Genomic DNA, 15,039 nt, shown 5'->3' on the forward strand with positions numbered 1-15,039 from the left:
CGATGGCACTTACCCTTTCGAAGAATCAGTCCATTTCTCTGGAGAAGACCGCGGGCTCGGGTCTGTCCAAGGTAACCCTGGGTCTGGGCTGGGATCCTGTGAAAGCTACTGGTCTTTTCGGCAAGATTTTCGGTGGTGGCGGTGGAGAGATCGACCTCGACGCGTCGTGCATCATGCTGGATGGCGACCTGAAGCCGGTCGACCTGGTGTGGTTCCGCCAGTTGAAATCCAAAGATGGTTCGATCCAGCATTCTGGTGACAACCGCACTGGTGAGGGTGAGGGTGATGATGAGTCGATCACCGTAAACCTGAGCAACGTTCCTGCATCGGTTAAGCACTTGGTGTTTACGACTAACAGCTTCACTGGGCAGAACTTCTCTCGCATCCAAAATGCGTACTGCCGCATCGTCAATGACGGCAATAAACAGGAGTTGGCGCGTTTCAACCTCAGTGACCAGGGTGAGCACACTGGCGTGGTCATGGCCAACCTGTCGCGCGGCGCTTCTGGTTGGGAGTTCAAAGCTATCGGTAAGACTACCCATGGCCGTACTGCTGACGACTTGGTGAACCTGGCCGTTCAGGCGGTGCGCGCATGACAACCTTGGTCCCTGGTGGTAACGCACCGGTAGCGACCGGGAGCCTGCGGGTGGAGGTGGGCTATTCGCCTATTCCAGGTGCAGACATTGATGTGTCTGCATTTGCACTGACCGCAACTGGAAAGGTCCGTGGCGACAATGACATGTGTTTCTACGGCCAGCCCAGTGTACTGGGTGGGTCGGTGCAGCTTGTTGATACGGCTGCTGGCCGCGCCGTTTTCACCGTTGACCTCAGCCGGCTGGACGCAGCTATCGAAAAGGTCGCGCTGACGGCGACCATCTACGAGAACAAAGCCAGCTTCGATCGTGTACCCATGCTTGTGGTCACTGTGTCTGGTGGCATTGAGACTCAGATCCCGACTTCGGGGATGAAGGAAACCGCGCTGATTCTTGGCGAGTTCTACCGTCGCCAGGGTGCGTGGAAATTTCGATGTGTCGCTCAAGGCTTTGCCGGTGGCCTTGCACCACTGGCAACCCACTTTGGTGTCGACATTGCGGCCCCGACCCCGACACCAGCTCCAAGTACTGCGCCGGCACCTGCTCCAGCGCCCACCCCTGCACCGGCCCCTGCTCCAAAGTCGACTATTAGCCTGAGTAAGGTGACCCTCGACAAGACTCGTTCCTCGATCAGTCTGGAAAAGACAGCTGCTGGGTTCGGTGAAATCCGGGTGAACCTGAACTGGAACCAAGGCAAGTCTGGCGGCTTCTTCAGTCGTAGCAAGTCTATCGACCTCGACGTTGGTTGCTTGTTTGAGTTGCAGGACGGGCACAAGGGCGTGGTTCAGGCGTTGGGCAATGCCTTTGGCGACCTTGAAGACGAACCCTACATTCAACTCATGGGTGATGACCGAACTGGCTCCGTATCCGGCGGCGAGTGGATTCACATCAATGGGAAGAAGTGGAGTGAGATCAAGCGAATCCTGGTTTACGCCTTCATCTACGACGGTGCACCGAACTGGGGGCAGACCGATGGTGTGGTCACCATTTTCATCCCTGGCCAGCCAGAGATTGAAGTCCGTTTGAACGAGGAGGGTGGAAGTCTCGGTTGTTGCGCCATTGCTCTCCTTGAAAACGACAACGGCGCCGTTAAGGTGTCTCGTAGGGTCGACTTCCATAGAAACCAAGAGCCCATGGATAAGGCCTACCGTTGGGGTCTGCGCTGGAGCGTCGGTTCCAAGTAATCCACTTTCGGGCGGGGCTTCGTTCCCGCCACTTTGAGGTACGAACAATGCTCAGTTGGTTGAAAGCAAAAGGTGCGCAAGCACGCGAGGCCCTGACTGCCGAAGTAGGCAAGCACAAGAATCGCAAGTTCATGGAAGCAACCGCCAACGGCTGCGCCATGGTAGCTGTGGCGAGCAATGGCGCGGGTCCTGAAGAAAAGCAAAAGATGATCGGCTTCATCAACAACTCCCCAGAGTTGAAGGTGTTCAGCCTGACCGACGTACTCGCCGTGTTCAACGACGCGATGAGCAAGTTCGAATTTGACCCTCAGATCGGTCAAGCAGAAGCGTTGAAGGTCATCGGCAGAATCAAAGACAACGAAGGGGCTGCGCGCCTTCTCGTACGCGTTACCTGCTCCGTCGGCGCATCCGATGGTGACTTTGATGAAAAGGAAAAGGCGGCATGCCGTCTGATCTGCATGGAGCTGGGCCTCTCCCCAGCTGATTTCGAACTTTAAGGACTGACCTGTGGAAGTTACCCATATCGGTTTCCCCCCGTTGACCATGATGGTTTTCGTCGGCATCGCCTTAGGCGCTCTGCTGCTCGACATGGTTACGCATCGCGGCGATAAGCCGGTCTCGCTGGCAAAAGCGTCTGTCTGGTCCGTGTTCTGGATTGCCATTTCCCTCGCGTTTGCAGGATTCCTGTACGTTCAGCACGGGCCTGAAGTCGCCAGCCTGTTCGTCACCGGCTACGCCCTTGAGAAGGTTCTCAGCGTCGATAACCTTTTCGTGTTCATGGCCATCTTTGCCTGGTTCAAAGTTCCTGATGGCCTCCGCCACCGCGTGCTCTACTGGGGCATCATCGGCGCTATCGTTTTCCGCGGCATTTTCGTTGCGATCGGTACCGGCCTTCTGGCGTTCGGTCCTTGGGTAGAAATCGTATTCGCACTGATCGTGGCCTGGACCGCCGTCATGATGCTTCGTAGCGGCGGTGATGATGAGGAGGAGGAAGACTACTCCAAGCACATCGCCTATCGATTCGCCAAGAAACTGTTCCCGGTCTGGCCAAAGCTGCACGGCAACCAGTTCTTCGTTAGCCGCAAGGTTCTCGAGGGCGAGTTGCTGAAACCTGAGAACAAAGGCATGAGCCTGGCGGCCAAAGGTGGTTTGTTTGCTACCCCGCTGTTCCTGTGCTTGGTAGTCGCTGAAGTATCGGATGTGCTGTTTGCCTTCGACTCCGTGCCGGCTGTGATCGCGGTGAGCCGTGAGCCTCTCATCGTTTACTCCGCTATGCTGTTCGCCATTCTGGGCTTGCGTACCATGTACTTCGTACTCGAGGCCCTGAAGCGCTACCTGGTGCACCTGGAGAAAGCTGTCATTGCGCTGCTGTTCTTCATCGCGGTAAAACTGGGCCTCAACGCCACAGACCATATGTTCCACCACGGCTTCAAGATCGATCCAAACACCAGCCTCCTCATCGTGATGGTGGTGCTGGTCATCGGCATCGTTGCAAGTGTGATCTTCCCCGAAAAGGAAGACACTCAAGCAGAATCCAACTGAATCACTCGTACCCTAACAAGGAGTTTAAGAAATGGCTTTGACCCTGCAGAAAGGCGGCAACCTGTCCCTGACCAAAACTGACCCGTCGCTGACCAAGATCATCGTCGGCCTGGGCTGGGACCCGCGTTCGACCGATGGCACCGAGTTCGACCTCGACGCCAGTGCATTCCTGCTGGCTGCCAATGGCAAGGTTCGCGGTGAAGCAGACTTCATCTTCTACAACCAGCTGAAGAGCCAAGACGGTTCTATCGAGCACACCGGCGACAACCGTACTGGCGCTGGCGACGGCGATGACGAAGTACTGAAGGTCGACCTGAGCCGCGTGCCAGCGGACATCGACAAGATCGCGTTCACCGTTACCATCCATGACGCCGATGTTCGCAAGCAGAACTTCGGTCAGGTCGGCGGTTCGTTCATCCGTATCGCCAACGATGTGACTGGTGCTGAGGTCGTTCGTTACGACCTGGCCGAAGATGCTTCGACTGAAACCGCGATGATCTTCGCTGAGCTGTACCGTAACAACGGCGAGTGGAAATTCCGCGCCGTTGGCCAAGGCTATGCCGGCGGCTTGAAGGCTCTTGCCAACTCGTACGGCCTGAATTTCTAAGGTCGCTATCCGTCGTTAGCACCACACGGTGCTAACGACCACTCCATCTATTTTCAAGGGATTATCCTATGGCTGTCTCGCTGACCAAAGGCTCCAACGTATCGCTTTCTAAAGAAGCTCCTGGCCTGTCCGAAGTGGTCGTTGGCCTGGGCTGGGACCCTCGTGTAACCGACGGTACCGAGTTTGACCTCGATGCATCCATCTTCATCACCGGTGAAAATGGCAAAGTACTGAACGACAACAGCTTCATCTTCTACAACAACAAAACCTCGCAAGACGGTTCTGTTGAGCACCTGGGCGACAACCGCTCCGGCGCGGGTGAAGGCGACGACGAGCAGGTCAACGTCAAGCTGACCGGCCTGGCTGCAGACGTTAAAAAACTGGTTTTCGCAGTCACCATCCACGAAGCCGAAGGCCGCAAGCAGAGCTTCGGTCAGGTGGGCAACGCCTACATCCGCGTCGTCAACAAGGCAGACGGTAAAGAGCTGGCGCGCTACGACCTGAGCGAAGACGCTTCGACTGAAACCGCGATGATCTTCGGTGAGCTGTACCGTCACAACGACGAGTTCAAGTTCAAGGCGATCGGTCAAGGTTTCGCTGGCGGCCTGAAGCCACTGGCTGAAGCCCATGGCGTTTCCATCGGCTAATTCGAGCCTGTAGGAAAAGCCCCTGCTAACACGGCAGGGGCTTTTTTTTGTCAGGTGGTTCGTTCTGACCACCTAGCTTTGCGCGCACACGTGATGCGCATGGATTGCGGAGTTTCAAGTGATTAAGAGAATCTTGGTTTCCAGTGCTGTGGTCACCATGCTGGCCGGCTGCGGCCAGGCAGCAAATGACGTACGTCTTTCCCTGGCACTCAACGAGTTAAGGCAGAACTGCTTCGGTAATGACACGTATAGCTGCAGGAGCCAAACGATCGACTTTAACCAGAAAGCCCTGGAGCTAACCGACTTCAAAAATGACGTGGCCAAAGAGAACATCACCAAGCTTTTCGGCGATGAAGGATGGTCGCTGTACAAGGATGTCGCGGACGAGTTTGTTGATGCCGGCATCGACGCCCTTGAGGACATGCGACCGAACATTTTTGCGCGCATCTTCTTCGGTGACTCGCAACCGATGTCTCCTAAAGGATTTGTGATGACCTTCAACCCTGAGGACATGGGACGGGCTTTGGGCGAGATCCAAAAGGAGTTTTCTGTTCGTGCGAAGAAGGCAGGTCTGAAGCCAGACGATCAGGCACTTCGGAGTTACCAAATGATTGCCGACGCTGTGAACGGCAGAGGTAGCCCGAGCTCTGTCGAGCCGGAGCCGAATGCCGGGGCTGATACCATTGCAGCAGATCCGGTCGAGCCGCAATTGAATAACCCAGTTGCCACCCCACCTGCAGTCGTGATGGCTCAATCTACTGTTGCAGCACAGTCGTTCCCTGACTTGACTGTGGCAATCAATGCGTACATCGCGGGGCTCGATACAGACGGCGGTGTAGAGTACCCAGAAGGTCGGCAAATCATTCAGGTGGACCTGAATGGTGACGGTGAATTGGATGCCGCAGTGCTCTATACCATCGAAGGCTCAGGCGGCTCACAGTCGGCCTATCACTCCCTCGCAGCGTTCTACCACGCGCCAGAGGGTTGGCAGGCTCAAGGTGGCGATGCTGCAATTAGTGGAGCCGTTCGTGAGGCGCGCGATGTCGGCAGTCGCACCATCTTCATCGACGCCCTTGTTCAGGGAGATGATGATCCACGTTGCTGCCCGACGCAGCCATACCCGCAGCGCTTCCAGTGGAGTGGTGAGAAGTTCATCGAGCTCCCAGGCGCTTAAACGCTAGTTCTCAACCGGGCGCATGTTCAGACCTTCGTATCTGCCGTCATGCGTGCGAGACACTGCTATGACAGTAAGCGCCCAGTTCTACAATCATGAGTCAAGGAAAAGGCTATGGGGTGGAGGTTCAGTAAGCGGATCACGATTGTGCCGGGCGTAAGGCTTAATATCTCCCCCAGCGGATTGTCCGCTTCAGTTGGCCCGAGGGGCCTAAGCATGACAATGGGACGTAATGGCACGTTTCTGAACGCTGGCCTACCCGGGACCGGGTTGTCCTACCGCCAGCGCTTGGATGGTGCACGTCAGTCACCATCCAGCTCCTCCGGTTCAGCGGGCTATTCAGGGCCGATCAAGATCAGCGTGCAGGATGACGGTACGCTATTGATTGTCGATGAGGCAGGAAGTCCGGTTCCTGCAAGAGTCGTGAGGCGCGTTAAGAGCGAACAGGCTGCAGAGATTGAAGCGCTGCTCACAAAAGCTGCAGAGAGTTTGAACCAGGAGCTCAATGATTGCTTGAACGTCCACGTAGGCACCCCTCGACCGGGTACCATGCCGGCATTACCGCCTCCTTTTTCGATACCGATTCCGACGGCGCCGACGTCAGTTGAGCCTAGCTTCGTTGATAGGTTGTTCAGGTCTGGCAAGCTAGAGGCTGACCGCCTCACCAACGAGCAGATCTACCAGCAGGATCTATCGGAATGGGAGGCAGCCCGTGACGCGCATGACAATGAGCGCTCGGAAGCTGAGAAGACCTTCCGCCTGGCTGCGAAGGGATTCAGTGCTCACATGGAGAAAGCGCTCGATTACGTGCTGAGCGGCATAGCCTGGCCCAAGGAAACGAATGTTGCCTATCAGTTCACCTACGATGCAGCCGGGATAGCCTTGGATGTGGATCTACCTGACGAAGGTGATACCCCGCGGCGTACTGCCGAGGCAAAAGGCAATGGAAAACTCACCTTCAAGACACGAAGTGATGCCCAGGTGCGACGGGACTTTGTGGGATTGTGTTACGGCTCTTTGTTCAGGGTCGTTGGCGAGGTATTCGCTCTGCTGCCGGCAATCAATCGCTGCCTGGTGTCAGGGTATGTTCAACGAAATGACCCAGCGACCGGGCGCCTTGAGGAGCCCTATATCTTGTCTGTGGTCGTGCGGCGGGAGGACTGGGAGCTTTTGGACTTTGCTCGCATTGAGCACATAGATCCTGTGGGTGCACTGAATAGCTGGGGTGCTCGGGTCGACTTGGACCGTGCTGCGCGGTTCTGGGAGATCCAACCGTTTGACCTTGCCTATCTGGGGTGAAGGGAGCCGCGGCTACGTGGTGGTGTACGCGCTTTAGGGAAATCAGAACGCTGAAGCAGGTACGTTGATCCATCCGCCGGGCTGAGGCAGTGCCCAGCGGGCACATCCAAACCCAATACGAAAAAGCCACCTTGGCCCTTCCGGATCAGGTGGCTTTTTTAATTTCATGCGCTGAATTGGTGCGAGGATTCGGAACATCTGAAATTCGTACGGTTCTCGCTGAAAATCAGGGTATTAACTGATGATTCCCTTCGCTTTCGCCTCTTTGAGCCAGCCCGGGAACTCTTTCATAAGCTTGTCGTACAGTGCATCTTCGGTGAGGTCGTGAAGGTCATCCACAGCGAAGAAGCTGCAGTTGTCGACAACGCGACCTGGCATATCATCAAGTCGCTCCAGGATGCCGTAGCCGTTTCCGCCCAGGCCGACAAATTGCCAGAAGAAATTCTTGGAGGACGCTTCGATCATCAGTTTTGTGATTGCGCGATTCTCATGAACACCGCCATCGCTGATGAAGATGATGTAGACCGGGGTTTTGTCGCCGCTTTGATTGTAGTAGTCCATCAGGAGGCGCATCGCCCGTGGTTCGTCATTTACGCGCTGGCCCACATCCCACTTCCGCCAACCACCTTGCTCAGTGTCGATGTAGTCGCTGTAGTTGGAGAGAGTGGCTGGCGAGAGGTGAACTGGTTTGGCCCCAAACCCAAAAACATCCAGCTCGCCGTCATCATCGAAGGCTACCGCGAGTGGCATCAGCCGGTTCATGGCCTCTTGCACTCTGCCTCGGCTGTACTGGCCATTCATAGAACCACTCACATCGAGCACGAAGGCTAGCTTCGCTCTCACCTTGGTGAGGTTGTTTTTCTCCAGGCTGATCTGAGCTTTTTTTGCCAGGCTGAGTAATGCTGGCGCTTGGGCTGCGACCTTTTTCTCGAGAGAGAACGTCGCCTGGACAAGAGGCGGCGTAGCGGGTGCTGGAGGCGCGGTCGCGGGTTCATCACTCACCTCGCCGCCGAAATGGCGCACAAGAGCGCCCAAGCCTTCTTTGAAGCCCTGCAGGTTTGCGAGCATGCGCCACTCGCCACCCTTGCGATAAATGTCCGCAACCATAATCGCCTTCTCCACGGAGAAAGTGCTGCCGGAAAATTCACAGGTCGCGGCGTTTGGCGCGCTAGGTCCACTGACGACAAAGCGACTTGATGAGATGTCTTTCATGGCACCCGCGCCGTCAATCGCCGCGGTGAACACCAATCGATCAATCGTTGCCGGCAATGCGCCCAGGTTGATCTCGAACTGGCCTGGCCCAATCAGCCGGATGGCATCAGCAGGTGAGGAGGTTTGATTGAAAAATACCATAAAGCGGTCATCCGACAGCTTCGACTGCTGATCAAGACCGAAACAGGCTACGTCGATCTCGTGGCTCGACTGAATGGAAACCGCCATCGTGAGGCGATCAGAAATTCCTATGCTGGACAGCGGCAGGCGCTGGCCCTGTGTGATTTGCATACTGCGTCCTTGAGAAGTCAGGTCCGGCGGTTGAGAAGCCAGGACAGCGTCCTGGCGGTGCCCAACACAGCTTAACGTCCGGGGGAATAACGGCGAAGGTAAAGCTTACTGGTTCGGGACCATTGGCCTTTGCCGGGCGCGAAGCTTTCGGCGGACGAGGAGGGCGATCGCAAGCACTAGAATGAGCAGCCCGCCGAAGAATAGGGCCACGAAAACTGGGAAAGGCTCAGTTTTGCTGGTTGTGGCCTTGATGTCGGTGATGTTTGGGAACATCGAGAAGATCTGGAAGCGCCAGCCGTAATACCGGATGACCGCGAGCTGGTTCGCGTCACGCGAGTAGTCCTGGGCCTTAGCCTGCAGGTCGGCGCTATCGAATTTGAAGTACCACGGGAATCCCCAACCGGTATCCTCATTTCGATAGACCGTTACCTCACGATTTGCGTCGGTTGAAACAGTGTTGATGAAATAGACATCTCGGGTTGGACCATCAGCCGGGTTCTCAGCGCTGATCACGCCATCTGCATCCATGCGCTTCACCTCGACGCCAGTGACATGAACGACCTCATGGCGTGGCAAGTAGAAGTGGAGGCACAAACCGAATGCCGTAACCAGCACAAAGCTGAGGATTCCAAGCGAACGTTTTACCCAGGGCATCAAAGTGATCACTCTTTTGAAATTGGCAATATGCAGGGAAACTGCTGCACCTGCGCTGGAGAGTTGTTGCAAACTACTTCAGGCCGGTCGGAGTAGATGCTGCCATATCAAGGTGAATGGGCCTAGCGATCTCCCACCCGCCTTGATGCATGGCTGACCCTAATGGATATGGCGCGCGTGCGCTGGGCGGCGCACGGCGGAGGGGGCTTACGATAGTGCAGGCACCCGATTGAACTCGAGGCACTCACCGACGGGGGTGAACTTTGGGTTACGACAAACCCATGCAGTAAGTGCTGTGTACGCCGCGGAGAGTGCCGTAATCAGCGCCATAGTTGCCTTTCCCTGACGACGCATCCGCGATTCGAACCTTGCTTGGGATTCACCCTTGCGACGAGCACCGCCGTTGAACAGCGAGGCAATCAGCATCCCGATGACGACATAGAAGACTGTGATGAGGGTTAGCTTTGCCATCAACGTAAGGAAGATGCTCAGCCCCCCTCTGTTGTTTTTTACCGTGGCATAGATCGCATAGGTAATCGCGAGGACGAAGCCTGCTATTACCGAGAAAACGGATACGACGCCAGGCATTTCGAGCCATTTACACACCGCGGCCGTGACGATCCCGAGTGCAGGAAGTGCGTTGGTGATCAAGGCGTCGGTGTAATCGCTGTAAATGGTTGCCGACCCTCGATGGTGGCGTACAACGGCCCAGATGGAGAGCAGTAGGCCCAGCACTAGGGTGTATTTCCAACCAGGACCGTTGATGAACCACGTAGCTACGGGATTCGATTCCTGTTGAGCTTTAGTGCCACCCGGGCGGACTGCCGGCAGTGTGGATGCTTGAGGTGGAGTGCGTTGTGCCATCTGCGCTGACTGGCGCTGCTGATTCGCCAGGGCCGCTGCTTGCCTTTCGCGTTCGGCGTCCGCGGCGCGACGTTGTGCGGCTTCCCGTTCTTCTCGGGCATGCATTGCCAATACGCGTTCGTCACTCGCGATACGCTCCAGTTCCTGAATCCGACTTCCAAGGGCCTTATCCAGGCACTTCTGGTCTTGGCATTGATTTCGGATCTGAAGCCACTGCCTTTGCGATTGACGAAGCCCCTCTGGGTTGGAGGACGCTGCGACGGCCTTCTTGTATGTACGATCGAGAACTCCATCCACTCCGGATAGGTAGCCATCTCGGCATATCTCAGTCTCTGCGAAGCCCGACGCTTTTGAGCAGTCGAAACTTGCTGCTGAAACGCCTCCTGCGGCCAAACCCAGTACCAGCGCGATTGCGCCCTTTGTAAGCATTCTGAACTCCTTTAAAGACAGCTATTCCTGACCCCCCATCTATCGGCTGGCGGGCGATGTAGTAAAGAGCCATCGTGGCATTTTGTCACTACAATTTACTGCCTGATAAAACGTCTTCGAGTCTCGATCAAGGACAATCTAGCTACGGGGATGGCTTGGGTTGGTCCGCTGCGCATACACTCGATCCACGCATGGCGGTCGTGGCCTGGGCATGCGGTTACAATGGCCTCTGCCAAAGCGGCTATTGACCTGCCGCCGGCGCACGCAAACACGGTTGAAGAAAGACCTGCAGACCCCACTTTTCCGGCTTAAGGCGACACATGATTTCAACCTGAACTGAAGGGCAGTCCGAACGGCACGCTGTCTGATGAAGCTATTCGCAAGCACGCAGCGTACTTGTCAGAGCAGCGTGTGGGCTAGCGATGACGGTCACGCTCAGGGGCCGCAATTCAGACACATCCCTGGCGTGAAATCATTATGATATTGTCGCGGACTGCCTGAGAGCTTCCATATCAGGGGTAGAAACCTCTTGAAACCCGAAGCTCGGCAGTTAGGTTCAGGGATAAAGCTTGGTTCTCACCTGATTCGGCACACTGCTTTTGGATAATGCGTAGCTTCTGGCTTTCGGAACTGCAGGTGCCGCTTCTACACACCAACACTGACAAGGAACCGTTGGATGCTCCTAGTTTTGCTCGCGTGCCTCAACGCTGTCTGTTTGCTAGCAGGCCTCCTCTTCAACGCTGAGCTCCTAAACGTCGCCGGCGCGGACATACCGCTGAAGAAACTGCAGGATCTCGAAATATACAGCCAGATCCTGGCGTCAGTAACCGTCTGCTTGACTGGCTGGCGAGTGTGCATCTGGGCTCATCGCCGTTGGGGAGGGGAGAAGTACCTATGGCACAGTGTGGGGGTGATGACATTGGTCGCCGCACCTGCAACGTGGTGGGTTCAGGGTGAGGCGCCGGATCTCATCGCTGAGAAATTCCCTCACACCCTGCGGGTGTCCAGTCTCTACGCCTATGTCACAAAGAAGGGGCTGCTCTACGATTCCCTTCAAATCCCGGGGCTACCCTATCAGGATTACCGGGAGCACGGCGAGGGCAAGGCATTCATTGCAAACCTCGGGATTCTGATGAGTGCGCAGGGGACCTACGTAGAGAAGATCGACGGGAATTTCCCAGCATTTGCGGAGACCGTGTTCAAAGGTTACACGCGCCGGAACGGCGATGCGCTCTACGATCGTCTCCAAGCTGAAGTGGTACCAACCACTCTGGATATCATCCGCGCGTATGCGCAGCTTGAAGCACTCCGGGCTTCCGGCATAGGTAACAGTGAGTGGAAACCCATCCGGTTGCCCAAGCCTGGCGAGGACCTCGGGTTTGAGCCAACAGTTGCTGAATACGCCCAGGCGATCAAGCCAGGCCTGCGTAGCCGGCCGCAGGTCGCTCAGTCTCCTGAGGTCATGTACATGGCCAGCCAAGCGCTAGGGCCAATCTACGTGAAGGGGATGAACGTGCTTGCCAGTCGTGAGCAGTTCGAAAAGTACCTTCCACAGATCGCCCGCAACATGGCCACCGACGTTGCACACACCGACATCCGCGGTGAGCAAGGTCTGAATGTGCTCAAAAACATGTGGTTCGTTCCCTGGTCGCTGTTGAGCGGACTGTTTCTGGGAGCACTCAACCTGGTCGGCCTAATCCTGTCCGCCTGCGAGCGGCGCGGACTGATACGCGGTCGCCAGTGGTTGCTGCGTACCGTCTCCATCGCCGCAATCGTGGTTATCCCCCTAATAGCCGGCAATGCCCTTGTGCAATCTGAGGGGTACAAAAAGGCCTTCCGCAGCATCGATCGCGGCCCCACTTTGGTTGCGGGTGTTTTCCATTGGGCAATGACTGCTGAAGCAATGCTCTACAACCTCACCAAGCCACTGCTTAAAGCAGAGTGACTGTTCGTAAAAAGGAGTTTCAACGTGCGTAAGAAGTTTGTCGCCACTTGCTTGGCCATCGCCATCGCTAGCACGACCGGGTGCGCTCAACTGGGAATCAACAAACAGCAGGCGGGCACTATCATCGGCGGCCTCGCTGGCGCTGTCGCTGGCGCGGCAATGGGTAAGGGCACCGGCAAGATTGTGGCAATCATCATTGCTGGCAGCCTCGGCAGCTACCTTGGTAACCGTATCGGCGCCAGCCTCGATGAAAAGGACCAGCAAGCTCTGGCCCTTCGCACTCAGGAGATTCTGAGCCAACCTGTAGCTCCCAACCGTCCTATTACCTGGACGTCTGAGCATTCCGGTGCAACGGCACAGATTACACAGGGCAACGAGTTCACCCAGACTAAAGTCGTCGAGGTTAAGCGGGCTCCAAAAATCCAGGCCGTTCCGTCGATGCGCTTGATCAACGAGCCCTACGTCACCAAGTCGAGCGTCAATGTTCGATCAGCTCCGAATCTGAAAGCTGACAAGGTCGGCGGACTGCAGAATTCCACTGAATTTCAGGCAGTTGGCTCCACCGGTGACTGGATTCTGGTAGGTCGCAAAGGTGTCACTGTTGGATATGTACATAAATCCTATGTCCAGCCCAAAGAGCAAGCCGTAGCCCAGCGCGCCGCCCCATCTGCCAACCTGGACGAGATGGACGTCAAGGCAAGCAAAGAGACCCAGGCATTCGATCTGGACTCGATTCAAACCCTGCAGACCCAGCAGATCGCGGCCGAAACATCGTGCCGTCCAGTGACAGTGAGCCTCAAATCCGCAAGTGGCCAGCCTGAGCAGCAGCAGAACACCTTCTGCAAGCAGAACAACGGCACTTGGGAACTGATCTGAGGACTCCATAAAGCATAGCGCTCTCGCGCTGGCTGTGATCGGAGCATTCGGTTTTGCACCGGATGCTCTATCTCACGAGCTGGCTTTTTCGAAGAAAGACCAGGTCATGGTTGAAGTGCCTGGCACCGCGGATAGCTGGTGTAAGCCGGATATCGAACTCACCATTAGGCGTCCCACGTGGGACAACCAAAAAACCCTCGATCGTTTGGTTTCGGTGCTGCCGGTCGTACTTGGTAAAGACTGCCCGGCTGCCAGAGTGGCGTGGGAAGCGGTCGATGCATCTGGCAAGTAGTATGCGAGCGGGTTTGGTAATGCGGCAAACCTGGGTATCGTTTCCTTGACACAACCCCCATTGCGTGCGGATGCCAATACCGCCGCTCAGTCATCCGCCGCCCCGACATCAGCACCTGTAGCCGCCGCTGGACTAACACCTGCGAGCACCGCGGGGTCGCCTTCAGAGGCCAACATTCCAAAACCAGAGTCGTTGGTACAGCCTGTTGGATCAGCGCCGGTACCGGCGGAGGCACTGGATGAGCCGGCTTCTGCGATAGGGGACACTGTCCCAGCGGGAGTTGTCGCCGCTGTGGCTCCAAACCTCGGCCAGATGGAACGCATGGCAAAGCTGCACACGGGGGTGCTTGCACGCTACGAGCAGCTGAAGGCGAGCCTTAAGGATGCTAACGGGCATGAGAGTGAGGCGCTGGCGCAGCTTGCAGGGATCAGGGCAGGGCTCAATTTAGCTCGCCGTTGGCCATGATGGACCCGGGCAGTTCAATGAGAGCCAGCCCGATGATGGTCCATGTGACGGGCCATGACGGTGCTTACTATCAGATCGACTTCCCAGGCCCAGGTCGACTGCAGTCCGATCGTAAGCTGGGGAATGAATGGTACGTCCTACATGCGGCGAACCTGACTCCTGTCGCACCCCTCGTGGATGGTAAGTCGATCCCAACGTTCAAAATCTACTCGGCCGAGGAGCCGAAGCCTTGTGTGCAGGCTAGCTGCGCGGAGCGCGTCTCTTTTGGCGCGGTGCTAGGCCGGGAGTTCCCCGATGCTGGAATCGATTTCAGCTGGAGACGGGCATCACTGTGCTTGAACTCTATGTTCGCAATGGGCAGGCGAAGGCCCGGGCCGTGTGGCAAGGATTCGCCTCGGGCCTGGCCGGCCTCTGCAACATGTATGGGGTGGAGGTCAGCGATGAACCTGAACAGGTCGAGCCTGTAGCTGCACAGACCAAGCCGGTGAACATCACCAAATCGGTTATCACCCTGGACAAGCCTGGAGCTGCCCACAAGGTCTCGCTCGAGAAGGGCGCTGCAGCGCCAAAGACGATCAAGGTAAGCGCTACATGGGTGGACAATGGAGATGGTCGGGACAACGACGACCTTGATCTCCGTGTCGGCATACTTCGTCCTGACGGACGCATGTCAATCATCCAGGCACCTGACAAGCGTGGGTCATTCGAGTCTGACCCCTACGTTTTCCATACAGGCGATGTAGTAAGCGCTAGTTCGACAGCGCCAGGGATCGAAACCGTTGAGATCAACCCGGCTATCTCGCATCGCATGGGTGGGAGGGTGGCTCTTGTTTTCAGCGTGTACTCGGCTGTCGACAACGGGGCTGTCTCAGTAGCGTCGCTTAAACCCAAGATGCGCATGGAATACGGCGATCAGATCGTGGAGTGCGCGTTCGAGTTCAAGAGCGGATTCTTCAGCAGCATGG

At 56.4% G+C, this 15,039-nt stretch carries 14 protein-coding genes and 1 pseudogene; 12 read left to right on the top strand and 3 right to left on the bottom strand.

Features of this window, described 5'->3' with window-relative positions:
- Positions 1–2 precede the first annotated feature (2 nt).
- The 8 genes from BJQ17_RS17235 (at position 3) to BJQ17_RS17270 (ending at position 7,046) form a co-directional block, all read left to right on the top strand.
- Entirely contained in the window at positions 3–596 is a 594-nt protein-coding gene (locus tag BJQ17_RS17235; protein ID WP_014753726.1) for a TerD family protein, read from the top strand.
- Positions 593–1,777, top strand: a complete 1,185-nt coding sequence (locus BJQ17_RS17240) for a TerD family protein (RefSeq protein ID WP_041167235.1) — start codon at positions 593–595, stop codon at positions 1,775–1,777. Before BJQ17_RS17235 ends, BJQ17_RS17240 begins: the two co-directional genes overlap by 4 nt.
- A gap of 47 nt (positions 1,778–1,824) precedes the next feature.
- On the top strand, positions 1,825–2,274 hold the full coding sequence (locus BJQ17_RS17245; protein WP_014753724.1) for a tellurite resistance TerB family protein: 450 nt from the start codon (positions 1,825–1,827) through the stop codon (positions 2,272–2,274).
- Between the two features lie 10 nt (positions 2,275–2,284).
- Positions 2,285–3,319 carry a TerC/Alx family metal homeostasis membrane protein gene (locus BJQ17_RS17250; RefSeq protein ID WP_070096369.1) on the top strand — a complete coding sequence of 345 codons (1,035 nt, stop codon included), beginning with the start codon at positions 2,285–2,287 and terminating at the stop codon, positions 3,317–3,319.
- 31 nt (positions 3,320–3,350) lie between these two features.
- Positions 3,351–3,926 carry a TerD family protein gene (locus BJQ17_RS17255; RefSeq protein WP_014753722.1) on the top strand — a complete coding sequence of 192 codons (576 nt, stop codon included), beginning with the start codon at positions 3,351–3,353 and terminating at the stop codon, positions 3,924–3,926.
- Between the two features lie 68 nt (positions 3,927–3,994).
- Positions 3,995–4,573, top strand: coding sequence for a TerD family protein (locus tag BJQ17_RS17260; protein WP_014753721.1), 579 nt, complete (start codon positions 3,995–3,997; stop codon positions 4,571–4,573).
- A 118-nt stretch (positions 4,574–4,691) separates the two neighbouring features.
- Entirely contained in the window at positions 4,692–5,747 is a 1,056-nt protein-coding gene (locus tag BJQ17_RS17265; protein WP_070096370.1) for a hypothetical protein, read from the top strand.
- Positions 5,748–5,861: 114 nt separating this feature from the next.
- Complete coding sequence (locus BJQ17_RS17270) at positions 5,862–7,046, top strand: DUF4236 domain-containing protein (RefSeq protein ID WP_080580319.1); 1,185 nt, start codon at positions 5,862–5,864, stop codon at positions 7,044–7,046.
- Positions 7,047–7,280: 234 nt separating this feature from the next.
- On the opposite strand, the gene BJQ17_RS17275 is transcribed toward BJQ17_RS17270, so the two are convergent.
- The 3 genes from BJQ17_RS17275 to BJQ17_RS17285 form a co-directional block, all read right to left on the bottom strand.
- On the bottom strand, positions 7,281–8,549 hold the full coding sequence (locus BJQ17_RS17275) for a VWA domain-containing protein (protein WP_070096371.1): 1,269 nt from the start codon (positions 8,547–8,549) through the stop codon (positions 7,281–7,283).
- A 105-nt stretch (positions 8,550–8,654) separates the two neighbouring features.
- A complete protein-coding gene (locus BJQ17_RS17280; RefSeq protein WP_070096372.1) occupies positions 8,655–9,203 on the bottom strand; it encodes a DUF1523 family protein in 549 nt (182 codons plus the stop codon).
- Between the two features lie 207 nt (positions 9,204–9,410).
- Positions 9,411–10,496 carry a lysozyme inhibitor LprI family protein gene (locus tag BJQ17_RS17285; RefSeq protein WP_014753715.1) on the bottom strand — a complete coding sequence of 362 codons (1,086 nt, stop codon included), beginning with the start codon at positions 10,494–10,496 and terminating at the stop codon, positions 9,411–9,413.
- A 676-nt stretch (positions 10,497–11,172) separates the two neighbouring features.
- Between BJQ17_RS17285 and BJQ17_RS17290 the strand changes: the two genes are divergently transcribed.
- The 4 genes and pseudogenes from BJQ17_RS17290 to BJQ17_RS17300 all read left to right on the top strand — a co-directional run.
- On the top strand, positions 11,173–12,441 hold the full coding sequence (locus BJQ17_RS17290) for a hypothetical protein (protein WP_014753713.1): 1,269 nt from the start codon (positions 11,173–11,175) through the stop codon (positions 12,439–12,441).
- A gap of 24 nt (positions 12,442–12,465) precedes the next feature.
- Positions 12,466–13,317, top strand: coding sequence for an SH3 domain-containing protein (locus BJQ17_RS17295; RefSeq protein WP_014753712.1), 852 nt, complete (start codon positions 12,466–12,468; stop codon positions 13,315–13,317).
- A 34-nt stretch (positions 13,318–13,351) separates the two neighbouring features.
- The gene (locus BJQ17_RS31190) at positions 13,352–13,609 is read left to right on the top strand and encodes a hypothetical protein (RefSeq protein WP_014753711.1); all 258 of its coding nucleotides are present in this window, start codon (positions 13,352–13,354) and stop codon (positions 13,607–13,609) included.
- Between the two features lie 796 nt (positions 13,610–14,405).
- A pseudogene (locus BJQ17_RS17300) lies at positions 14,406–15,039 on the top strand (stress response protein TerZ); the annotation flags it as partial.

Source organism: Pseudomonas sp. NBRC 111139 (assembly GCF_001753955.1).
Classification (GTDB): Bacteria; Pseudomonadota; Gammaproteobacteria; order Pseudomonadales; family Pseudomonadaceae; genus Aquipseudomonas; species Aquipseudomonas alloputida.